The organism is Pseudomonas pichavaramensis (assembly GCF_050473265.1).
Lineage (GTDB): Bacteria > Pseudomonadota > Gammaproteobacteria > Pseudomonadales > Pseudomonadaceae > Aquipseudomonas.
Window position 1 is genome coordinate 148,865 of the sequence record NZ_JBJKFJ010000008.1, and the last position, 22,253, is coordinate 171,117.

The 22,253-nt window shown below is 63.2% G+C and carries 19 protein-coding genes; 14 read left to right on the top strand and 5 right to left on the bottom strand.

What is annotated here, in order from left to right:
* Window positions 1-53: 53 nt before the first annotated feature.
* Window positions 54-794, bottom strand: a complete 741-nt coding sequence (locus ACJRW5_RS14880) for a double zinc ribbon domain-containing protein (RefSeq protein ID WP_484571279.1) — start codon at window positions 792-794, stop codon at window positions 54-56.
* Between the two features lie 42 nt (window positions 795-836).
* On the bottom strand, window positions 837-1,130 hold the full coding sequence (locus tag ACJRW5_RS14885; protein ID WP_484571280.1) for a hypothetical protein: 294 nt from the start codon (window positions 1,128-1,130) through the stop codon (window positions 837-839).
* Window positions 1,131-1,315: 185 nt separating this feature from the next.
* Here ACJRW5_RS14885 and bioB point away from each other — a divergent pair, with 185 nt between their 5' ends.
* The 11 genes from bioB to ACJRW5_RS14940 all read left to right on the top strand — a co-directional run bounded on the left by bioB (window position 1,316) and on the right by ACJRW5_RS14940 (window position 14,333).
* On the top strand, window positions 1,316-2,374 hold the full coding sequence (gene bioB, locus ACJRW5_RS14890; RefSeq protein WP_484571281.1) for a biotin synthase BioB: 1,059 nt from the start codon (window positions 1,316-1,318) through the stop codon (window positions 2,372-2,374).
* 106 nt (window positions 2,375-2,480) lie between these two features.
* Window positions 2,481-3,650, top strand: a complete 1,170-nt coding sequence (gene bioF / locus ACJRW5_RS14895) for an 8-amino-7-oxononanoate synthase (protein WP_484571282.1) — start codon at window positions 2,481-2,483, stop codon at window positions 3,648-3,650.
* Complete coding sequence (locus tag ACJRW5_RS14900) at window positions 3,643-4,365, top strand: alpha/beta fold hydrolase (RefSeq protein ID WP_484571283.1); 723 nt, start codon at window positions 3,643-3,645, stop codon at window positions 4,363-4,365. Before bioF ends, ACJRW5_RS14900 begins: the two co-directional genes overlap by 8 nt.
* Window positions 4,358-5,191 carry a malonyl-ACP O-methyltransferase BioC gene (gene bioC / locus ACJRW5_RS14905; RefSeq protein WP_484571284.1) on the top strand — a complete coding sequence of 278 codons (834 nt, stop codon included), beginning with the start codon at window positions 4,358-4,360 and terminating at the stop codon, window positions 5,189-5,191. Before ACJRW5_RS14900 ends, bioC begins: the two co-directional genes overlap by 8 nt.
* A 22-nt stretch (window positions 5,192-5,213) precedes the next feature.
* Entirely contained in the window at window positions 5,214-5,900 is a 687-nt protein-coding gene (bioD, locus tag ACJRW5_RS14910; protein ID WP_484571285.1) for a dethiobiotin synthase, read from the top strand.
* Between the two features lie 99 nt (window positions 5,901-5,999).
* Window positions 6,000-6,299 (top strand): hypothetical protein, encoded by a 300-nt coding sequence (locus tag ACJRW5_RS14915; protein WP_484571286.1) that lies wholly within the window; start codon window positions 6,000-6,002, stop codon window positions 6,297-6,299.
* Between the two features lie 53 nt (window positions 6,300-6,352).
* Window positions 6,353-7,087: a putative metalloprotease CJM1_0395 family protein gene (locus tag ACJRW5_RS14920; RefSeq protein WP_484571287.1), complete on the top strand. Its 735-nt coding sequence runs from the start codon at window positions 6,353-6,355 to the stop codon at window positions 7,085-7,087.
* A 169-nt stretch (window positions 7,088-7,256) separates the two neighbouring features.
* The gene (locus ACJRW5_RS14925; protein ID WP_484571288.1) at window positions 7,257-9,062 is read left to right on the top strand and encodes a phenylacyl-CoA dehydrogenase; all 1,806 of its coding nucleotides are present in this window, start codon (window positions 7,257-7,259) and stop codon (window positions 9,060-9,062) included.
* A 144-nt stretch (window positions 9,063-9,206) separates the two neighbouring features.
* The gene (locus tag ACJRW5_RS14930; protein WP_484571390.1) at window positions 9,207-10,496 is read left to right on the top strand and encodes a GGDEF domain-containing protein; all 1,290 of its coding nucleotides are present in this window, start codon (window positions 9,207-9,209) and stop codon (window positions 10,494-10,496) included.
* A 104-nt stretch (window positions 10,497-10,600) separates the two neighbouring features.
* A complete protein-coding gene (locus ACJRW5_RS14935; RefSeq protein WP_484571289.1) occupies window positions 10,601-12,391 on the top strand; it encodes an acyl-CoA dehydrogenase C-terminal domain-containing protein in 1,791 nt (596 codons plus the stop codon).
* A gap of 163 nt (window positions 12,392-12,554) precedes the next feature.
* Entirely contained in the window at window positions 12,555-14,333 is a 1,779-nt protein-coding gene (locus tag ACJRW5_RS14940) for an acyl-CoA dehydrogenase C-terminal domain-containing protein (protein WP_484571290.1), read from the top strand.
* Window positions 14,334-14,579: 246 nt separating this feature from the next.
* On the opposite strand, the gene ACJRW5_RS14945 is transcribed toward ACJRW5_RS14940, so the two are convergent.
* From ACJRW5_RS14945 to ACJRW5_RS14955, 3 genes are all read right to left on the bottom strand, one after another.
* Entirely contained in the window at window positions 14,580-15,902 is a 1,323-nt protein-coding gene (locus ACJRW5_RS14945; protein ID WP_484571291.1) for an OprD family porin, read from the bottom strand.
* 587 nt (window positions 15,903-16,489) lie between these two features.
* Window positions 16,490-16,717 (bottom strand): hypothetical protein, encoded by a 228-nt coding sequence (locus tag ACJRW5_RS14950; RefSeq protein WP_484571292.1) that lies wholly within the window; start codon window positions 16,715-16,717, stop codon window positions 16,490-16,492.
* Between the two features lie 19 nt (window positions 16,718-16,736).
* Entirely contained in the window at window positions 16,737-17,897 is a 1,161-nt protein-coding gene (locus tag ACJRW5_RS14955; RefSeq protein ID WP_484571293.1) for a Na/Pi symporter, read from the bottom strand.
* A 442-nt stretch (window positions 17,898-18,339) separates the two neighbouring features.
* Between ACJRW5_RS14955 and hutI the strand changes: the two genes are divergently transcribed.
* The 3 genes from hutI to hutU are packed head-to-tail and all read left to right on the top strand — an operon-like array spanning window position 18,340 to window position 22,188.
* Window positions 18,340-19,575, top strand: a complete 1,236-nt coding sequence (gene hutI / locus ACJRW5_RS14960; RefSeq protein WP_484571294.1) for an imidazolonepropionase — start codon at window positions 18,340-18,342, stop codon at window positions 19,573-19,575.
* The gene (gene hutG, locus ACJRW5_RS14965) at window positions 19,565-20,500 is read left to right on the top strand and encodes a formimidoylglutamase (protein WP_484571295.1); all 936 of its coding nucleotides are present in this window, start codon (window positions 19,565-19,567) and stop codon (window positions 20,498-20,500) included. Before hutI ends, hutG begins: the two co-directional genes overlap by 11 nt.
* A gap of 26 nt (window positions 20,501-20,526) precedes the next feature.
* The gene (gene hutU / locus ACJRW5_RS14970; RefSeq protein ID WP_484571296.1) at window positions 20,527-22,188 is read left to right on the top strand and encodes a urocanate hydratase; all 1,662 of its coding nucleotides are present in this window, start codon (window positions 20,527-20,529) and stop codon (window positions 22,186-22,188) included.
* Window positions 22,189-22,253: the final 65 nt, after the last annotated feature.

Below are 22,253 nucleotides of genomic sequence, written 5' to 3' on the forward strand. Positions count from 1 at the left end.
GCGTGGCAGGAAATGGTGCCGGCACGGTGCGTCACTCTCGCCGTTGCGTCAAGTCAGCCATCGCCAGGGCGTGGCGTGCGGGCCAGACAGTAAACGTCGATACGCGAGGCGCCGGCCCGGCGCAGCAGGTGAGCCAGCGTTTCGGCGGTTGCGCCGGTGGTGAGCACGTCGTCGACCAGGGCCAGATGAGCGCCGCTGATCTTGGCTTCGACTTGCAGCGCAAAGGCATGGCGTAGATTACGTTTACGTGTCGGTGCATCCAGGCCTTGCTGTGCGGGGGTATCGATGGGGCGTTGTAGCCAGTCGCTCTGCACCGGCAATTGCAGGTTGCTGCCGAGCCAGTGTGCGAGCATCTGTGCCTGGTTGAAACCGCGGCGCCGCTGGCGGTTGCGCGCCAGTGGCACCGGTAACAGGGCTTGCGGCCTGGGCAGGCCTTCGTCATAGGCGTGGCGCAGATGTTCAGCCAGCAACTCGGCGAGCAGTCGGCCATGCGGCCACTGCGCCTGATGCTTGAAGCGGGTGATCAGGCTGTCTATCGGAAAGCCGTAGCGCCACGGCGCTTCCACGCGGGTGAAGCTGGGCGCCTTTTTCTGGCAGGCGCCACAGATCAGGCCTGTGGCCTGCAGCGGTACTGCGCAGATTTGGCAATGCGCGCCCAGCCATGGCAATTCGGCTTCGCAGGCCGTGCAGATTCTGTGCGTTGGGTGATCGGTGACTTCATCGCAGAGCTGGCAGCGCCGCTTCAGGCGCAGCCAGTCTGGGCGTTGTAGCGAGGAGAGATCGAACAGTGGCATGCGGCTCGTCCTTGAGCGATGGAGCCCTGAGCCTAGCAGGCCTCAGCGAATCAACCAGCCCATCACCACCAACCCCAGGAACAGCCAGATGATCCCGCCGATGATCGAGCGCCGTAGCAGGGCGCGTATGCCGTTGTAGAGGAACAACAGGCCGATGATCAGCAGGATGATGCTGAAAATCGAGACGTCCATGCCAATGGCGCTGGCCAGGCCATGGAGAAAGTCGTCGAATGCGTCGGCCACGGCACCCAGCGCACCGGACAGCATGTCCACGATAAAACGGATGGCGCGACCCAGTACCTGGCCGAGTCCTTCGAAAAAACCTTCTACCTGCATGCAAGCGTCCTGTATTGGCGATAGGCATTGGGCAAGATGCCATGATGGAAGTTCGATTGATCAATATATGATCAGCTGTAAGCCTGTATCTTTGTTGTGGTTGACAGCATCCCGCTGCCACTTATGATGGCCTGAGCCTGAATGCCCCTCAAACAGATGCCACCAAGCGTCGAAGGACTTCTCACATGAGCGCAACCGCAGCAACCACCGCCCGTCACGACTGGACCCTTGCAGAGGTTCGCGCGCTGTTCGAGCAGCCTTTCAACGATCTGTTGTTCCACGCGCAGACGGTACACCGCGCGCACTTCGATCCCAATCGTGTGCAGGTCTCGACCCTGTTGTCGATCAAGACCGGTGCCTGCCCGGAGGACTGCAAGTACTGCCCGCAGTCCGGCCACTACAACACGGGCCTGGACAAGGAAAAACTGATGGAAGTGCAGAAAGTGCTGGAGGCGGCCGCCGAGGCCAAGGCCATCGGCTCGACGCGCTTCTGCATGGGCGCAGCCTGGAAGCACCCGTCGGCCAAGGACATGCCCTACGTGCTGGAAATGGTCAAAGGGGTGAAGAAGCTCGGCCTGGAAACCTGCATGACCCTGGGTCGCCTGGACCAGGAGCAGACCCAGGCGCTGGCTGATGCGGGGTTGGACTACTACAACCACAACCTCGACACCTCGCCGGAGTTCTACGGCAACATCATCACCACCCGTACCTACGGCGAGCGTCTGCAGACCCTGGCCTACGTGCGTGAGGCGGGCATGAAGATCTGCTCCGGTGGCATCCTCGGCATGGGTGAGTCGGTGGACGACCGCGCCGGGCTGCTGATTCAGTTGGCCAACCTGCCCGAGCATCCGGAAAGCGTACCGATCAACATGCTGGTCAAGGTCAAGGGCACGCCGCTGGCCGAGGAGAGGGATGTCGATCCGTTCGACTTCATCCGCACCCTGGCGGTGGCGCGCATCATGATGCCGCAGTCGCACGTGCGCCTGTCCGCCGGCCGCGAGCAGATGAACGAGCAGATGCAGGCCCTGGCCTTCATGGCCGGTGCCAACTCGATCTTCTACGGCGAGAAGCTGCTGACCACCGCTAACCCGCAGGCCGACAAGGACATGCAGCTTTTCAAGCGCCTCGGTATCAAGCCGGAAGAGCGCGAGGAACATGCCGACGAGGTGCACCAGGCGGCCATCGAGCAGGCCCTGGTCGAGCAACGCGACTCCCAGCTGTTCTACAACGCGGCCTCGGCCTGATATCTCCCAGGTGGATGGTTGAAGCGTCATCCACCCTACGCCGCCTGAGGTGATGCGTAGGGTGGATAACCCGCTTGTGGTTATCCACCGTTCCCCGGTGCCTGCCATGTCTTTCGATCTTGCTGCACGCCTGGCCGAGCGCCAGGCTGCCGACCTGTTTCGCCACCGACCGCTGTTGCAGACCCCGCAGGGGCCGCAGGTGCGGGCTGACGACCAGGAGCTGCTGGCCTTCTGCTCCAATGATTACCTGGGCCTGGCCAATCACCCCGAGGTGATTCGCGCGCTGCAGCAGGGCGCGGAGCGATGGGGCGTCGGTGGCGGCGCGTCGCACTTGGTGATCGGCCACAGCACACCTCACCATGAGCTGGAAGAGGCGCTTGCCGCCTTCACCGGGCGCCCGCGCGCACTGCTGTTTTCCACCGGCTACATGGCCAACCTCGCCGTCGTCACCGCGCTGCTCGGCCAGGGTGACAGCGTGCTGGAGGATCGCCTCAATCACGCCTCGCTGCTGGATGCCGGGCTGCTGTCCGGCGCGCGCTTCTCGCGCTACCTGCACAACGATGCGGTCAGCCTGGCAAATCGCCTGCGCAAGGCCAGTGGCAACTGCCTGGTGGTCACCGATGGGGTGTTCAGCATGGATGGCGACCTGGCCGACCTGCCGGCGCTTTGCGCCGAGGCGCGGCTCAAGGATGCCTGGGTGATGGTCGACGACGCCCATGGTTTTGGCCCACTGGGGGCGACTGGCGCTGGCATCGTCGAGCATTTCGGCCTGGGCCAGGAAGACGTGCAGGTGCTGGTCGGCACCCTGGGCAAGGCCTTTGGTACCGCCGGTGCCTTCGTCGCTGGCAGCGAAGAGCTGATCGAGACCCTGATCCAGTTCGCCCGCCCGTACATCTACACCACCAGCCAGCCGCCCGCCGTGGCCTGCGCCACGCTGAAGAGCCTGGAGCTGCTGCGTACCGAGAGCTGGCGTCGTGAGCATCTGAGTCGACTGATCAGTCGCTTTCGTCAGGGGGCCAGCGACATCGGCCTGGATCTGATGGACAGCCCGACGCCGATTCAGCCGATCCTGGTCGGTGACAGCGCCCGTGCCCTGAAGCTTTCTGCGCTGCTCAAGGCGCGCGGCATGCTGGTCGGCGCCATCCGGCCGCCAACCGTGCCGGCCGGCAGCGCACGTCTGCGCGTAACCCTCTCCGCCTCCCATAGCGAAGCCCAGCTCGAACTGCTGCTGGAAGCCTTGGCCGAATGCTGGCCGCAGGTGTGCAGCGATGACTGAGAAACTGATTCTGCTGCCCGGCTGGGGCTTCGATGCTGCCGTGCTGCAACCCCTCGCGGATGCACTGGCTGGCGAATGCCAGGTGCAGGTCGCCGCATTGCCCAGGCTGTCCTCTGCGTCTATCGGGGACTGGCTCGACGAGCTGGATGCGCGCCTGCCGGATACGGGCTGGCTGGCCGGCTGGTCGCTGGGTGGCATGCTCGCTGCTGCCCTGGCGGCGCGGCGCGGCCCGCGTTGTTACGGCCTGATCACCCTGGCCAGTAATGCCTGCTTCGTGGCCAACGAGAGTTGGCCGCAGGCGCTGGCGCAAGATACCTACGCAGCCTTCTATCAGGGCTGTCAGGCGAATGCCGGCGCCACCCTCAAGCGCTTCGCCATGCTCTGTGCCCAGGGCCGTGCGGATGCGCGCGGTTTGTCGCGGCAGTTGCAGACTCATCTGCTTGTGGATGACGAGGCCGCATTGCTCGCTGGCCTGCAAGTACTGGCGAGCCTCGACAACCGTGCTGCGCTGTCTGCCTTGAACGGCCCGCAGTTGCATCTGCTGGCCGAGCTGGACGCTCTGGTGCCAGCGGCGGCAGGCGACGCCCTGCTGGCGCTGTTGCCGGCGGGTGAGGTGGATGTGCTGGAGGGTTGTGGTCATGCCTTCGTGCACGAGCAGGCCGACAGCGTGGCGGCGCTGATGCTGGATTTCATTCGTGAGTCTGAAAATGGCTGAGTGTTCCGAACGCACGCAGAGTGCTGGTGGCGAAGTGGCCACGGTTGCTCTGCCGGACAAGCGCCAGGTGGCAGCGTCGTTCTCGCGGGCGGCGGCGAGCTACGACGCCGTAGCCGAGTTGCAGCGCCATGTCGGCACGCAGCTGCTGGCGCGTCTGCCGGCTTCGTTGCAGCCGCGTCGCTGGCTGGACCTGGGCAGCGGCACGGGTTATTTCACCCGTGCCCTCGGCGAGCGCTATGCGCAGGAAACGGGGTTGGCCGTGGACATCGCCGAAGGCATGCTGCGCCACGCCAGGCCGCAGGGTGGTGCCGAGCACTTCATCGCCGGTGACGCCGAGGCCTTGCCGTTGCAGGATGCCTGCGTCGACCTGCTGTTCTCCAGCCTGGCGTTGCAGTGGTGCGCCGATTTCCCGCGCGTGCTGAACGAAGCACAGCGGGTGTTGCGCCCTGGTGGCGTGCTGGCGTTCTCCAGCCTGTGCGTCGGCACCCTGCAGGAGTTGCGTGATGCCTGGCAGGCGGTCGACGGCTTCGTCCACGTCAATCGGTTCCGCCGGTTCGAGAACTACCAGCAGAGCTGCGTCGCCAGCGGCATGCAGGTGCTGACCCTGCAGCGCCAGGCACAAACGCTGCATTTTTTCGACCTGCGCAGCCTGACTACGTCGCTCAAGGATCTTGGTGCGCACAACCTCAATCCTGGCCGCCCGGGCGGCCTGACCGGGCGCGCGCGCATTCGTGCGTTGATCGACGCTTACGAGCGTTTTCGCCAACCCGCAGGGCTGCCTGCCACCTACCAGGTGGTTTACGGCGTGTTGCAGAAAAAGTCGTAGAAGCGAGGAGGGAACAATAGCCATGGCGCACGCCTACTTCGTCACGGGTACGGATACCGAAATCGGCAAGACCACCATTGCCGCTGGTCTGCTATTTGCCGCTCGCCTGCGTGGTTTGAGCACGGCAGCGGCCAAACCGGTGGCTTCCGGTTGTCATGCAACGGCTGAGGGGTTGCGTAATGACGATGCGTTGGCACTGCTGGCGCAGTGCTCGCTGCCGTTACGCTACGAGGAGGTCAACCCGCGAGCGTTCCAGCCGGCTATCGCTCCGCACCTGGCGGCGCGCGAGGTCGGCGTCGAGTTGGGTGTCGCCAGCCTGGCGAGCCCGGTGCGCGCGATCCTGGCGAAAAATGCAGACTTTTCCCTGGTCGAAGGTGCCGGTGGCTGGCGCGTACCTCTGGCCGGGCAGGCGTGCCTGTCGGATCTGGCCTTGGCGTTGAAAATACCGGTGATTCTGGTCGTCGGCGTGCGGCTTGGCTGCATCAATCATGCGGTGTTGACCGCCGAAGCCATCCAACTTGACGGGCTCGAACTCGCCGGCTGGGTCGCCAATATCGTCGACCCACAAACCTCACGCCTGGAGGAAAACCTGGTGACGCTGAGTGAGCGACTGCCTGCACCGTGCCTGGGACGGGTGCCGCATCTGACAGAGGCGACGGCTGCAGCGGTGGCGCCGCACCTCGATCTGCAGCGTTTGGTCGACTGGTAATAAACAGCAACCGGACGATAGCCTTTTGTCTGTACATTTTTTAGCCGACTTCTGCTTCAATACACAGCATCAGGTTTTATTTCCCCTTGGGAGCTGCCGATGGAAATCTCCAGCAACGCATTCAGTTCGGGTTTGAACGGCATTCAGGCCGGGCAACGCCGCGTCGAACAGGCTGCCGGTGACATTGCCAGTAATGCGGTCACCCAACCGCAACAGCCCAGCCTGACTCCGCCGCAGAATCAGGTGAACCCTACGCCGCAGTCTGCCGAGCAGACGCGTCCTGATCTGGCAGAAAGTCTGGTCGCCTTGCGCGTCGGTGAGAATGAAGTACGTGCCAATGCGCGCGTGGTGGAAACCGCCGATGAGGTGCTGGGTACGCTCATCGACACGCGTGCTTAAGTAGTTCTATCCCCGGCCGCGGATACGGCCTGCAACGGGGCTGGAGGGAGCACATGCAGATCGGCAACAGCCTGCCGCCTTTCGTCCCTGCGCCGTCCATTACTTCGGCTCGGCCTCTCTCGTCCGACGTTTCGCCTGATATCACCCGTGCCGACCTGGCGCCCGTAACCGAACCGCAGGAGCAGCAGGCTAACTCCAGCGCTTCCGGACGCGAGGAAGCTGATCGTTCCTCCACCAACTCGCCGGGCGACAGCACCGAAGCCAGCCCCCGGGAGCAACGCCAGCAGCAGCTGGAGATCGCCGATCTGGTTCAGCGCGATCGTGAAGTGCGTACCCATGAGCAGGCCCATGCTGCCGTCGGCGGGCAATATGCCGGCTCACCGACCTACAGCTTCAAGCGAGGTCCTGACGGTCAGCGCTACGCCGTCTCCGGCGAGGTCAGCATCGATACCGCTCCCGTCCCCAATGATCCCGAAGCGACCTTGCGCAAGATGGAAATCGTTCTGCGCGCCGCGCTCGCGCCCATCGAACCCTCTCCCCAGGATCTGCGTGTAGCCGCTCTGGCTCAGGCACAGGCCGCGCAAGCGCGTGTCGAACTGGCCGAATTGCGTCGTGATGAAGCCGTCAGCGCGCTCGAGGAGCGCAAGGCGCGTGACGGCGAACGGCAAACGCAGGAGACAGACACCGAGCAGAGCCGGCAAGCCGCGCCACCAGCACCTAATCTTGACTTGTACCGACGCCTGGGCGAGCCCCAGATGACGGTGCCTGGCATCGACCTGGTGGCGTAGCCGGCCGATTGGCAACGCTTGACAAGGGGTTGGCGTAAACGTATGTTTCAAACGCCTGTTTGATTGCTCTGGCTGCGGTTTCGTGGCCAGGCAGCCGGGAGTGATCCCGAGAGCGACCGCCAAGACGGTCACCCCAACTACTAGGAATCCACCGCAGAGGTTTACCGTTATGCCTGACTACAAGGCCCCCTTGCGTGACATTCGTTTCGTTCGTGATGAGCTGCTGGGCTATGAAGCGCACTACCAGAGCCTGCCGGGTTGTCAGGACGCCACTCCGGACATGGTCGACGCCATCCTCGAAGAAGGCGCCAAGTTCTGCGAGCAGGTGCTGTCGCCGCTTAACCGCGTGGGTGACACCGAAGGCTGCACCTGGAGCGAGTCCGGTGTGAAAACCCCGACGGGCTTCAAAGAGGCCTATCAGCAGTTCGTCGAAGGCGGCTGGCCGAGCCTGGCCCATGACGTCGAGCATGGCGGTCAGGGCCTGCCGGAGTCGCTGGGTCTGGCGATCAGCGAGATGGTTGGTTCGGCCAACTGGTCGTGGGGCATGTATCCGGGGCTCTCCCACGGTGCGATGAACACCCTGAGCGCGCACGGTACCGACGAGCAGAAGCACGCCTATCTGACCAAGCTGGTGTCCGGCGAGTGGACCGGCACCATGTGCCTGACCGAGCCGCACTGCGGCACCGACCTGGGCATGCTGCGCACCAAGGCCGAACCGCAGGCCGACGGCAGCTACAAGGTTACCGGTACCAAGATCTTCATTTCCGCTGGTGAGCACGACATGGCCGACAACATCGTCCATATCGTTCTTGCCCGCCTGCCCGATGCCCCGGCCGGTACCAAGGGTATCTCGCTGTTCATCGTGCCGAAGTTCCTGCCGAACGCCGAAGGCGGCGTAGGCGAGCGCAACGCCGTGTCTTGTGGCTCCATCGAGCACAAGATGGGCATCCACGGCAACGCCACCTGCGTGATGAACTTCGACGGCGCCACCGGTTTCCTGATCGGCCCGGCCAACAAGGGCCTGAACTGCATGTTCACCTTCATGAACACCGCTCGCCTGGGTACCGCGCTGCAAGGTCTGGCTCACGCCGAAGTCGGCTTCCAGGGTGGCATCAAGTACGCCCGCGAGCGTCTGCAGATGCGTTCGCTGACTGGTCCGAAAGCGCCGGAAAAAGCCGCTGACCCGATCATCGTGCACCCGGACGTACGCCGCATGCTGCTGACCATGAAGGCCTTCGCCGAAGGCAACCGCGCCATGGTCTACTTCACCGCCAAACAGGTGGACATTGTTCAGCACAGCCAGAACGAAGAAGAGAAGAAGGCGGCCGACGAGCTGCTGGCTTTCCTCACCCCGATCGCCAAGGCCTTCATGACCGAAGTGGGCTTCGAAGCCGCTTCTCATGGCATGCAGATCTACGGTGGCCACGGCTTCATCAGCGAGTGGGGCATGGAGCAGAACCTGCGTGACTGCCGCATCTCCATGATGTACGAAGGCACCACCGGCGTTCAGGCGCTGGACCTGCTGGGCCGCAAGGTGCTGATGACTCAGGGCGGCGCGCTGAAGAACTTCACCAAGATCGTGCACAAGTTCTGCCAGGCCAACGAAGGCAACGATTTCGTCAAGGAATTCGTCGAGCCGCTGGCCAAGCTGAACAAGGAGTGGGGCGACATCACCATGAAGATCGGCATGGCGGCGATGAAGGATCGCGAGGAAGTCGGTGCCGCTTCGGTGGACTACCTGATGTACTCCGGCTACGCCTGCCTGGCCTACTTCTGGGCCGACATGGCGCGCCTGGCTGCCGAGAAACTGGCTGCTGGTACTGATGACGAAGCGTTCTACAAAGCCAAGCTGCAGACCGCTCGCTTCTACTTCGCGCGTATCCTGCCGCGTACCCGCACCCACGTCGAGGCCATGCTCTCCGGTGCCAGCAACCTGATGGAAATGGAAGAAGAGCATTTCGCGCTCGGCTTCTGATTCTTCACGGTTGACAGCAAACGCCGCCCTCAGGGGCGGCGTTTGCGTTTTGGCACGTCGTACTGAAGGGAATGTCGCATCCTGTCGCTGTTTTCATAGATCGAAGCAGGCAGAATGCCTTCATCTCTTGTCCGGGGTACCCGCGTGATCCGTCTGGCCAATCTGCGCCTCAGTCACTTCTTCTCCTCGCTGCCGTTGTTGGTCGGCGCGATCGTGGCTGGGCGTCTGCCAGTGCTCAGCGAGTTCTTCATCTCCTTGTTCAACGTGCTGCCGACTCTGCTGTTGCTGCTCGGCGGCGCGTTCTGCCTGGCCTATGGCCGTCAGCGCGAGGTCTTTTTACTGCTGGTGCTGTATGTCGGCTATTTCCTGCTGGATATCCAAGTCGATCACTTCCGTGACAACGGCCAGGTACGCGACGACGCGGCGCTTGTGTTCCACCTGATCTGCCTGCTGCTGCCGTTGCTCTATGCCCTTTACGGTTGTTGGGAGGAGCGCTCGCACCTGGCGCAGGACATGCTGGCGCGTGCGCTTGTACTGCTGGCGGTCGGTGCGGTGTCTTTCGGTCTGGCCCGGCGTTATCCGCAGGGCATCGCCGAATGGCTGGCGCAGATTCACTGGCCGGCGTTGCACGGGGCCTGGATGAGTCTCGCGCAGTTGGCCTACCTGATGTTTCTGGGCGCCTTCGTCGCATTGCTGGTGCAGTACCTGAGGCGCCCGCGACCGTTGCATGCCGCGCAGTTGGTCGGACTCATCGGTCTGCTGTGGATGCTGCCGCAGGTGTTCATCCTGGCCAATGCGCTGCAGGTGATGAGCAGCATGGCCATGCTGATGTTGGTCGCTGCGGTGGCGCATGAGGCCTATCAGATGGCCTTTCGCGACGAGCTGACCGGTCTGCCGGGGCGCCGTGCGCTCAACGAGCGCTTGCAGCGTCTCGGGCGCGACTACGTGATCGCCATGGTCGATGTCGATCACTTCAAGAAATTCAACGATACCCATGGCCATGACGTCGGCGACCAGGTGTTGCGCCTGGTCGCCAGTCAGTTGCGCAAGGTCGCTGGCGGCGGCAAGGCCTATCGCTATGGCGGTGAGGAATTCACCTTGCTGTTTCCCGGCAAGAGCCTGGAGCAGTGCTTGCCGCACATGGAAACCGTGCGCCTGGCCATCGAGCAGTACCGCATGCAGCTTCGCGACAAACAGAGCCGCCCGCGCGATGACCGCGAAGGCAAACAGCGGCGTGCCGGCAAGGCGGCCACCGAGGTTTCCGTGACGGTCAGCATGGGCGTGGCTGAGCGTGAGGCCGAGCAGCGCAGTCCGCAGGAAGTGATCAAGGCCGCGGACAAGGCGCTATACAGCGCCAAGGCCGCAGGGCGCAATTGCATTCGCAGCGCCGGCCATCGTCGTGGTGCCGTGAAGGTGGCCAGCCCGGCTGACTGAGTCGGCTTATGGCAGCGCATTCAGGCGACCAACGATCGTTGTTGCCTGTCCGTTTGCGGCAGTAGCGTGGGCGACCTGACCGCTACTTCGAATGGAGAACGACGATGCCCGAGTACAAGGCCCCGCTGCGCGACATGCGCTTTCTGATCGACGATGTTTTCGCCTTTCCTGCTCACTACGAAAGCCTTGGTGCCAGCGATGCAAGCCCGGACATGGTCGCCGCGATCCTGGAGGAGGGCGCCAAGTTCTGCGAACAGGTGCTGGCCCCGCTGAACCGCAGCGGTGACGAGGAGGGCTGCCATTTCGATAATGGTGTGGTGAGCACGCCCAAGGGTTTCAAGGAAGCTTTTGCGCAATATGCCGAGGGTGGCTGGATGGGCCTGGCCTCCGATCCGGCATATGGCGGACAGGGCTTGCCCGAATCACTCGGCCTGATCGTCGCCGAGATGGTCGCCTCGGCCAACCAGTCCTGGGCCATGTATCCGGGGCTGACCCACGGCGCCATGTCCGCGATCCATGCGCATGGTAGTGAGGAGCAGAAAAAGACCTACCTGACCCGCCTCACCGAAGGCCGCTGGACCGGCACCATGTGCCTGACCGAGCCACACTGTGGCACTGACCTCGGCATCATCAAGACCCGCGCCGTGCCGCAGGCCGACGGTAGTTATGCGATCTCCGGCACCAAGATCTTCATCTCCGCCGGTGAGCACGACATGAGCGAGAACATCGTGCACCTGGTGCTGGCCAAGTTGCCTGACGCCCCTGCCGGTACCAAGGGCATTTCGCTGTTCATCGTGCCCAAGTTCCTGCCTCAGGAAGACGGAGTCGGTGCGCGCAATGCCGTGAGCTGCGGTTCCATCGAGCACAAGATGGGCATCAAGGCCTCGGCAACCTGTGTGATCAACTTCGATGCTGCGACCGGTTACCTGATCGGCGAGGCCAACAAGGGGCTCGCCTGCATGTTCACCATGATGAACCATGCCCGCCTGGGTACCGGCATGCAGGGCCTGTGTCTGGGCGAGGCCAGCTATCAGGGCGCCCTGCGCTATGCCCGGGAGCGTCTGCAGATGCGAGCTCTGACAGGACCGAAGGCACCGGACAAGGCGGCCGACCCCATCATCGTGCACCCCGATGTACGCCGCATGTTGCTGACCATGAAGGCATTCAACGAGGGCAATCGCGCGCTGGCCTACTTCACTGCGCAACTGATCGATGTCGCTCATCGCGCCGAGACGGCCGAGGCGCGTCAGGAGGCCGAGGATCTGCTCGCCTTTCTCACGCCGATCTGCAAGGCCTTCATGACGGAAACGGGGCTCGAGGCCACCAACCATGGCATGCAGGTGTTCGGTGGGCATGGCTACATCCGTGAGTGGGGCATGGAGCAGCTGGTGCGCGATTGCCGTATCGCCCCGATCTATGAAGGCACCAATGGCATCCAGGCCCTCGATCTGCTCGGGCGCAAGGTGCTGGGCAGTCAGGGCAAGCTGTTGCGCGGCTTTACCCGCCTGCTACACAAGTTCTGCGAGGCGCAGGAGGGCCATCCACAACTGGCTGCGCAGGTGGCGCAGCTGGCGGCACTGAACAAGCAGTGGGGTGAACTGACGCAAAACATCGGTATGGCGGCGATGAAGAACCCGGATGAAGTCGGCGCGGCGTCGGTCGATTATCTGATGTATTCGGGCTACGTCACTCTCGCCTACTTCTGGTTGCGCATGGCCGTAGTCGCCCAGGAAAAGGTCGCACAAGGGGATGACGATGGCTTCCATCAGGCCAAGCTGGCGACCTGCGCTTTCTACTTCCAGCGCATCCTGCCGCGCACCGAGGCGCATCGTCTGGCGATCACGGCGGGTAGCTCCAGCACCATGCAGTTGGCGGAAGAGCACTTCGCCTTCTGACGGATGGTCACGAAGCAATGGCCCGCCATCTGGCGGGCCTTTGCATTTCAGCTACCTACGAACGAGATGTGAATTATTGGTCACAACACGACCCTATGTGTCTGAAAAGTTGTTGGATTAAACTCGGCCTCCTATCGTCAGTCCGTTTTCCCGAGGATGTGTCATGGCCGACTACAAAGCCCCCCTGCGCGACATGCGCTTCGTGCTCAATGAAGTATTCGATGTCTCCAAGCTCTGGGCCGAGCTGCCGGCCCTGGCCGAAGTGGTCGATGCCGATACCGCCAGCGCCATTCTGGAGGAGGCCGGCAAGGTCACTGCAGGCAGTATTGCGCCGCTGAACCGTAGCGGTGACGAAGAAGGTTGCTCCTGGGACAACGGCGTGGTTAAAACCCCGGCCGGCTTCCCCGAGGCCTACCAGACCTACGCCGAGGGTGGCTGGGTCGGCGTCGGCGGTTCGCCGGACTTCGGCGGCATGGGCATGCCCAAGGTGATCGGCGCCCAGGTCGAGGAAATGGTCAACTCGGCCAACCTGTCCTTCGGCCTCTACCCGATGCTGACCGCCGGCGCCTGCCTGTCGATTCTCAACCACGCCAGCGAAGAGCTGAAGGCGCAGTACCTGCCGAACATGTATGCCGGCGTGTGGGCTGGCTCCATGTGCCTGACCGAGCCGCATGCCGGCACCGACCTGGGCATCATCCGCACCAAGGCCGAGCCCCAGGCCGACGGCAGCTACAAGATCAGCGGCACCAAGATCTTCATCACCGGTGGTGAGCACGACCTGACCGAGAACATCATCCACCTGGTGCTGGCCAAGCTGCCGGATGCACCGGCTGGCCCGAAAGGCATTTCGCTGTTCATCGTGCCCAAGGTCATGGTCAATGCCGACGGCTCACTGGGCGAGAAGAACGCCTTGGGCTGTGGCTCCATCGAGCACAAGATGGGCATCAAGGCTTCGGCCACCTGCGTGATGAACTTCGACGGCGCTGTCGGTTACCTGGTCGGTGAAGTGAACAAGGGGCTCAACGCCATGTTCACCATGATGAACTACGAGCGTTTGGGCGTTGGTATTCAGGGCCTGTCTCTCGGCGAGCGCAGCTACCAGAGTGCGGTGGAATACGCGCGTGAGCGTATCCAGAGCCGTGCGCCGACCGGCCCGGTGGCCAAGGACAAGGCAGCCGACCCAATCATCGTGCACCCTGATGTGCGCCGTATGCTGCTGACCATGAAGGCGCTGAACGAGGGCGGTCGCGCGTTCTCCAGCTACGTCGCCATGCAACTGGACACCGCCAAGTACAGCGAGGACAAGGAAACCGCCAAGCGCGCCGACGAGCTGGTGGCCCTGCTGACCCCGGTGGCCAAGGCATTCCTCACCGACATGGCGCTGGAAACCACCGTGCATGGCCAGCAGATCTTCGGCGGTCATGGCTTTATCCGCGAATGGGGTCAGGAGCAGTTGGTGCGCGACTGCCGCATCACCCAGATCTACGAAGGCACCAACGGTATCCAGTCGCTGGACCTGATGGGGCGCAAGATCGTCGGCAGCGGCGGCAGTTTCTACAAGCACCTGTCCGACGAGATCAAGGCCTTCATCGCCTCGGCCGACAGCAATCTCGCCGAGTTCACCAAGCCGCTGGCCGCCGCCGTTGAGAACCTCGACGAGCTGACCGCCTGGGTACTGGATCGCGCCAAGGGCAACCCCAACGAGATCGGCGCCGCGTCGGTGGAATACCTGCATGCGTTCGGCTACACCGCCTACGCCTACATGTGGGCGTTGATGGCGCGTGCTGCGCTGGGCAAGGAATGTGAGGACGAGTTCTATGCCAGCAAGCTGGGTACGGCGCGTTTCTACTTCGCTCGTCTGCTGCCACGCGTTCATTCGCTGAGTGCATCGGTCAAGGCGGGTAGCGAGTCGCTGTATCTGCTCGACGCAGCGCAGTTCTAAGCTTCGCGCCAAAACAAAAGCCCCGGCCTGGTGCCGTAATGTTGTCCACATAAGAAGTGGTCGGACGCGATTAGTCCCCTCGCCCCTTTGGGGAGAGGGTTAGGGAGAGGGGAAACTGGCAGTTTTGCGGCCTTTTCAGCCCTCTCCCCCAGCCCCTCTCCCATAAATGGGAGAGGGGAGCCAACGACTGTAACCTTAAATGAACAGCATTACGGCCTGGTGCCGGGGCTTTTGCATTTCACGAGATCAGAAAATCTCGTAGGGGTACTCGAAGATCAGGCGCAGCTGATCGGAGTCGGAGTCCCAGTTGGCCTTGCCCGAGATGCGGTGGGTGGCATGGCGCAGGCGCATCGACAGGTCCTTGGCCGGGCCGGATTGCACGACGTAGCGGACGTCGATGTCACGTTCCCAGTGGTCACGATCCCAGTGCTGGCCTTCGCTGGTATCGCTATACCAGGCGTAGTTTCCACCAGCCTTGCTGCCGTCAATGTCTGTGCCCTTGATGTAGCGGGTATGGAAGCTCAGGCCCGGTACGCCGTAGTGCGACATATCGAGGCTGTAGAACACACCCCAGGAGCGCTCGTTCGGGCCGTTGAAGTCCACCAGCTGCGACGAGTTGGCCAGGTAGATGGAGTCGTGATAGGTGCCCGGCCCCATGCCCAGGTAGTCGAAAGGCTCATCGCCATTGATGCGCTGGTGGGTCAGTTTGAAGGTATGTGCGCCGATGGTATAAGCCGCGGCGAACGACCAGGCGGTAACGCCGATATCGCCTGCTTCCTTGCTGCCCTCATCGTTGGTGCGATAGATGTTGAAGTCGAAGTTCAGGCTCTGATCGTCGCTCAACGGCAGGGTGTAGTTGGTGTTGGCGTAGTACTGACGCCAGATGTCTTCGTACTCGGAGGCGTAGAGGCTGACGCTGAGGTTGTCGGTGATGGCGTAGTTGCCGCCGACGAAGTCGACCGTGCTGGTGCTGACACCTGCATAGGCAGCGTAGAAATCATCGTCGCTATTGGTGCTGTTGAAGTCCTTGGCGGCGGTCAGGTGCGCCGCTTCCAGATCCAGTCCGGAGACTTCAGCACTGGTCAGCCACAGGCCGGTAGCGGTACCAGGCACCAGCCGCGCATCGGCCGGGGCGAATACCGGGTTGTAGGGACGCAGGTTGTTGCCATAACGCAACTCGGTGTTGGACAGGCGAGCCTTCAGGTTGGCGCCAGCCGAGCCGGCGGAGTCGGCGGTTCCATCGCCATCGGGTACCAGCACGCCGGCGCTGCCGGAGTAACCGCGACCGCCATCGAGCTTGATAGCCGAGTAGGCGCTGGCGTCAATGCCGAAGCCGACGGTGCCTTGTGTGTAGCCAGACGTGTAGTCGAGTCGGAAGCCCTGGCCCCACTCACGGCGATCGGCATTGCCATTGCGACCGTTGTGGTTCCAGTACATGTTGCGGGTCATGAATTTCAGATGACTGTCTTCGATGAACCCCTGGCTTTCGGCCTGATTGGCCAGCGCCAGAGGTGCCCCCATTGCAGTGCTGATGGCCGTGGCCAATAGTGTTTTTCTGCTGAATGACATTACTTGCTCTCCGTGTTTTCTAGGAATCGTTGGCGGCAGAGAAAGGGGTGTCGCATCCTCCCTTGTGGGCGAGAGTGTTGAATCGGGGCCGATGTTTTGGCCGGAAAAGCGGCGAATCCCCCGTGTTCGCTTGGTACGAACCTTCGGAAAATTACGGCGCTGAAGAACGCGGAATTGAACGAGAGCGACAGTTATCGGTCAATTTCCGACCTGCTGGCGCAAGTGCATGGGATAAGGGTCGTTTTGGACCCAAGGAAGGAGCAGTTGAATCTGCTCTTTGGTGCTCTTGGCTGGAGGGTTTAGCGTTCACGGTTCTGTCTGTGCAGAACATCAGCCCAGCGGCAGTCTGGGCATTTGAAAGCGGGTTTGCAACCCGAGTGCCATGCGCGTGCCGGTAGCAGGCAGCATGCAGAACCCCGCTCGCTGCTGAATGCAGATAGCTCGCACGATCGCGCCAGCGCCCGCTGCTCGGGGCCTGCGAACGAGCTGCAGGATCTCATCTGGCAGGCCATGCAAGGCTATTCGAGAGGGGTAAATTTAATCAGCGGGTCTGGGCACTTTGCTGGTCTTATCGTTGCTGCACGACGTCACATTCTTGGTTTGCGCCATTCCTGCTTCAGTGAATTCCAGAACAGTTGCAAGCTGCTGAGCTTGGTGTCGACGGCGTCGATGTAGTCGTCGAGATGATCGATCTGCTCGTGCTGCGCCTTTTCCTTGACCTCCATCCCGGCCAACTGCTGCTCGAGATCGTTGAGCGTTTCGCGTAGCTCGTGGATGCGCTGCTGGGTTTCCTGGCGATTCTGTTCGCGTCTCATGGCAACTCCTTGGCTGGATTCAGATCTGGCTCACGCCGATCAGTAGCAGAGGCAGGGCGAAGAACACGCCCGCAATGTAAGCGGCGACATACAGTTTGCTGCGCTGCGCCAGGCTGGCCAGACCCTCGGCGATCATCGGCGGTACGCCGCGCAGGAACGGCAGCGAGTAGATGATCAGAATGCCCAGCAGGTTGAATAGCAGGTGCACCAGAGCGATCTGCATGGCCAGCTCGGCGGTCGCTCCGGTGATCGCCGTTGCCGCCAGCAGCGCGGTTACGCAGGTGCCGATGTTGGTGCCGAGCGTGAAGGGATAGACCTGCCTGAGGTTGAATACGCCACTGCCGGCAAGCGGCACGATCAGCGCCGTGGTGGTCGAGGAGGACTGCACCAGTACGGTGATGACGGTTCCCGAAGCGATGCCCGACAATGGGCCGCGGCCGACGCTGGCGTGCATGATGTCCTTGGCGCGCCCGACCATGACCTTGCGCAGCACCTTGCCGATGGCCGTGACCACGAACAGGATCATCGCCACACCGATGAGAATCAGGGCGATGCCACTCCACATCGCTCCTGGCAGCCAGCTGACGCTGGCGTTGAGCACATCGGCGGCCGGCGACAGCAGGGTTTTCATGAAATTGACGCTCTTCATGTCGACGCTGGCATCACTGACCAGCAAGCCGGCGAGCGATTCGGAGAGACGCTGCAGTGGATGGAACAGCAACTCCAGTGGCAGCAGGATGGTCACCGCGGTGATGTTGAACGCATCATGCACGGTGGCGGCGGAGAATGCCCGGCGGAACTCCTCGCCGCTGCGAATGTGGCCCAGGCTGACGATGGTGCTGGTCAGCGAGGTGCCGATATTGGCGCCCATGATCAAGGGAATGGCGATAGGAATCGGCAGGCCGCCGGCGACCATGCCGACGATGATCGAGGTCACCGTGCTGGAGCTCTGAATCAGGGCAGTGGCGACCAGGCCGATCATCAGGCCGACCAGTGGGTTGGTGGCGAAAGCGAACAGCTCGCGGGCGTTGTTGCCGGTGGCTGCCTTGAAACCGTCGCCAATGGCGCCGACGCCTGCCAGCAGCAGATAGATCAGGGTCACGACCAGTAGCCAGGCCAGCCATTGGCGGGCGGCTGGCAAAGTGGGTTCGGCGCTTAGCGTTTCACTATTGGGAGTCATGAGCCTTTCTTCCTGAGGGCGGCAGTGGCTCGATGGTGGTGAGTGCTGGTTACGCTTTGATGAACACGCGCACGGCGTCTGCAGCGGGGCTATGGCGCGTAGAATCTGCCCTCTTAATGTATATACATATTGGCGGCTGCGCTGGCCTCCCCACCGGGTTACGCAGCGTTGCTGCTTTGCCCGGTTTGCTCCGCCCCTGCCTATTCCATTCGTTTGGTGCCGTAATGTGCGCGTGATTCCAAGGTAATTGCATGAAGCCAAGCGCCTCAAGGAATCGCCGCTAAAGCGCCTCCCACCAACGCGTGGCCGACGGCAAACCGTGGGAGGGGCTTTAAGCCGCGACAGGTGAGCGACGTTCCGGCGATTGCCCTGCGCGTGATCCTGGCTTGACGGTTACGTCGCTCACTCTTATTGTATATACAAATACAGCGTGGAGAACGTCATGCCGATGCATTCCATACCAAAACAGTTGTGGCGCGATGTTCAGGTCTTCGATGGCCTGACACAGCTCGATGGCCTGACACAGCTCGATGGCGCCATGACTGTGCTGGTCGAGGGCGGGCGCATTGCCGGCCTGTGGTCGGCGGAGCAGGTCGATGAGGTGCGGGCCCAGGGCGCTACCGAGGCAGGTCGCGGCGGTGTGCTAACGCCGGGGCTGGTCGACTGTCACACCCATTTGGTTTACGCCGGTAATCGGGCCGGCGAGTTCGAGCAGCGCCTGGAAGGGGCGAGCTACGAAGAAATCGCCCGCGCCGGTGGTGGCATCCTCAGCAGCGTGCGCGCCACCCGCGCCGCCAGCGAGGACGAACTGATCGCTGCCAGCCTGCCGCGTCTCGATGCGTTGCTGGCCGATGGTGTGACCACGCTCGAGATCAAATCCGGCTACGGCCTGACCGTCGAAGATGAACTGAAAATGCTGCGCGTGGCACGCCGTCTTGGTGATCTACGCCCGGTAAGGGTCGTCACCACGCTGCTCGGCGCTCACGCACTGCCGCCGGAATATGCCGGCCGCGCCGACGACTACGTGAGCCTGGTCTGCGACGAGATGATCCCAGCTGCCGCCCGCGAGCATCTGGCCGATGCGGTGGACGTATTCTGCGAGGGCATCGGCTTTTCCCCGGCGCAATGCGAGCGTATTTACCAGGCGGCCCAGGCCCACGGCCTGTCGATCAAGGCGCATGCCGAGCAGTTGTCCAATCTGGGTGGCAGTGCCCTGGCCGCGCGGCACGGCGCGTTATCTGCCGACCATATCGAGTACCTGGACGAAGCCGGCGTGCGCGCCATGGCCGAGGCCGGCACCGTCGCTGTGTTGCTACCCGGCGCCTTCCATGTACTGCGTGAGACCCAATTGCCGCCCATCGAACTGCTGCGCCAGTACGGTGTGCCCATGGCCGTGGCCAGTGATGCCAACCCCGGCACCTCGCCGATCTGCATGCCGACGCTGATGGCCAACCTGGCCTGCACCTTGTTTCGTCTGACCCCGCGCGAAGCGCTGGCGGGTATGACCGCCCATGGCGCCCGCGCCCTTGGTCTGCCCGAGTTGGGCCGCATCGCTGTTGGCGCGCCGGCGGATCTGTGCCTGTGGGATATCCAGCTGCCGGCTGAGCTGGCCTACGCGGTGCAGGCCGGGCGCCTGCGTCAACGCGTGTTCAATGGAGAGGTGGTTTATGCACGCTGACCGTCATTGCATGAGCGCCTGGACCGGCCGTACCGATCCCGAAGCCGACAGCGCGCGCTGGCACCAGTGCATCCGCGCGCTCAGCGAAACCAGCGAGCCGGGGCTGGCGCTGCTTGGTTTCGCTTGCGACGAAGGCGTGCGGCGCAACCATGGCCGCGTCGGCGCCGCCGTCGCGCCGCAGCGCGTGCGCCAGGCGCTGGCCAACCTGGCCTGGCACCGCCAGGCGCCGGCCTATGACGCCGGTAACGTGACCTGCGAGGACGGTGATCTGGAGGCCGCGCAGGCGCGCCTCGGCCAAAACGTCTGCGCGCTGCTGGACGCCGGCCATCTGCCGTTGGTGATCGGCGGTGGGCATGAAGTGGCCTTCGGTAGCTGGTCTGGCCTGGCCGAGCACCTGAGCGGCCAGGCCGCCCCATGTATTGGCATCGTCAATTTCGACGCCCATTTCGACCTGCGTGACCCGGCCCATGTGCATTCCTCCGGCACCCCCTTCGCGCAGATCGCCGAGCAGTGCGCCGCGCGCGGCTGGCCGTTCCGCTACGCCTGCCTGGGCGTCAGCCGCGCCAGCAATACCCGCGCATTGTTCGCCCGTGCTGCCGAGCTGAACGTGCTGGTGCGCGAGGACCATGAGATTCGCGAGTCGACCCTGGAGAGCATCGGCGCTGAGCTGGATGCCTTCGTCGCCGAGTGCGACGCGCTTTATCTGACTATCGATATCGACGTGTTGCCGGCCTGCGAAGCGCCGGGCGTCAGCGCGCCGGCTGCGCGTGGTGTACGCCTGGAACTGCTCGAGCCGTTGCTCGAACGACTCAAGGCCAGCGGCAAGTTGCGCCTGGCCGACCTGGCTGAGATCAACCCCGAATACGACATCGACAATTGCACCGCCAAGGTGGCGGCGCGCCTGATTCATCTGCTCAGCCTCTGAGCACCGAACAACAAGAGGAAACCGCTGTGACCACCCAATACCGCGACGTCGAGATTCGTGCCCCGCGCGGCACTCAACTCAATGCCAAGAGCTGGCTGACCGAAGCGCCGCTGCGCATGCTGATGAACAACCTCGACCCGGACGTGGCCGAGAACCCCAAGGAGCTGGTGGTCTACGGCGGCATCGGCCGCGCTGCCCGCAACTGGGAGTGCTATGACAAGATCGTCGAGACCCTCAAGCAGCTGAATGACGACGAGACCCTGCTGGTGCAGTCCGGCAAACCGGTCGGCGTGTTCAAAACTCACAGCAACGCGCCGCGCGTGCTGATCGCCAACTCCAACCTGGTGCCGCACTGGGCGAGCTGGGAGCACTTCAACGAGTTGGATGCCAAGGGCCTGGCCATGTACGGCCAGATGACCGCCGGCAGCTGGATCTACATCGGCAGCCAGGGCATCGTCCAGGGCACCTACGAGACCTTCGTCGAGGCCGGTCGCCAACACTACGGCGGTGACCTCAAGGGCCGCTGGGTGCTGACCGCCGGCCTGGGTGGCATGGGCGGCGCGCAGCCGCTGGCCGCGACACTGGCCGGCGCCTGCTCGCTGAACATCGAATGCCAGCAGACCAGCATCGACTTCCGCCTGCGCAGCCGTTACGTCGACGAGCAGGCCACTGATCTGGACGACGCTCTGGCGCGCATCGCCAAGTACACCAGCGAAGGCAAGGCCATCTCCGTCGCGCTGCTGGGCAACGCTGCCGAGATCCTGCCGGAACTGGTACGCCGTGGCGTGCGCCCGGACATGGTCACCGACCAGACCAGCGCCCACGACCCGCTCAACGGCTACCTGCCCATCGGCTGGACCTGGGCCGAGTACAAGGATCGTGCAGCCACCGACCCGCAAGCCGTGGTCAAGGCCGCCAAGCAGTCCATGGCCGTGCACGTGCAGGCCATGCTCGACTTCCAGAAGATGGGCGTGCCGACCTTCGACTACGGCAACAACATCCGCCAGATGGCCAAGGAAGAGGGCGTGAGCAATGCCTTCGACTTCCCCGGTTTCGTCCCGGCCTACATCCGCCCGCTGTTCTGCCGCGGTGTCGGCCCGTTCCGCTGGGCGGCGCTGTCCGGCAACCCCGAGGACATTTACAAGACCGACGCCAAGGTCAAGGAACTGATCCCCGACGACGAACATCTGCACCGTTGGCTGGACATGGCCCGCGAGCGCATCAGCTTCCAGGGCCTGCCGGCGCGTATCTGCTGGGTCGGCCTGGGCCAGCGCGCCAAGCTCGGTCTGGCCTTCAACGAAATGGTCCGTTCGGGAGAGTTGAGTGCGCCTATCGTCATCGGCCGCGATCACCTGGACAGCGGCTCGGTCTCCAGCCCCAACCGCGAGACCGAGGCCATGCAGGACGGCTCCGATGCCGTGTCCGACTGGCCGTTGCTCAACGCATTGCTCAATACCGCCAGCGGCGCCACCTGGGTTTCGTTGCATCACGGCGGTGGCGTGGGCATGGGCTTCTCCCAACATTCGGGTATGGTCATCGTTTGCGATGGTAGCGACGAAGCCGCTGCACGCATCGCCCGCGTGCTGACCAACGACCCGGGTACCGGCGTGATGCGTCACGCCGATGCCGGCTACCAGATCGCCATCGATTGCGCCAAGGAGCAGGGGCTGAATCTGCCGATGATCTGAGCATCGGGCACGCCGGCCCGCAGGGCCGGCGCATCAATCACTGCACGTATCGCGACGTCAGCCAT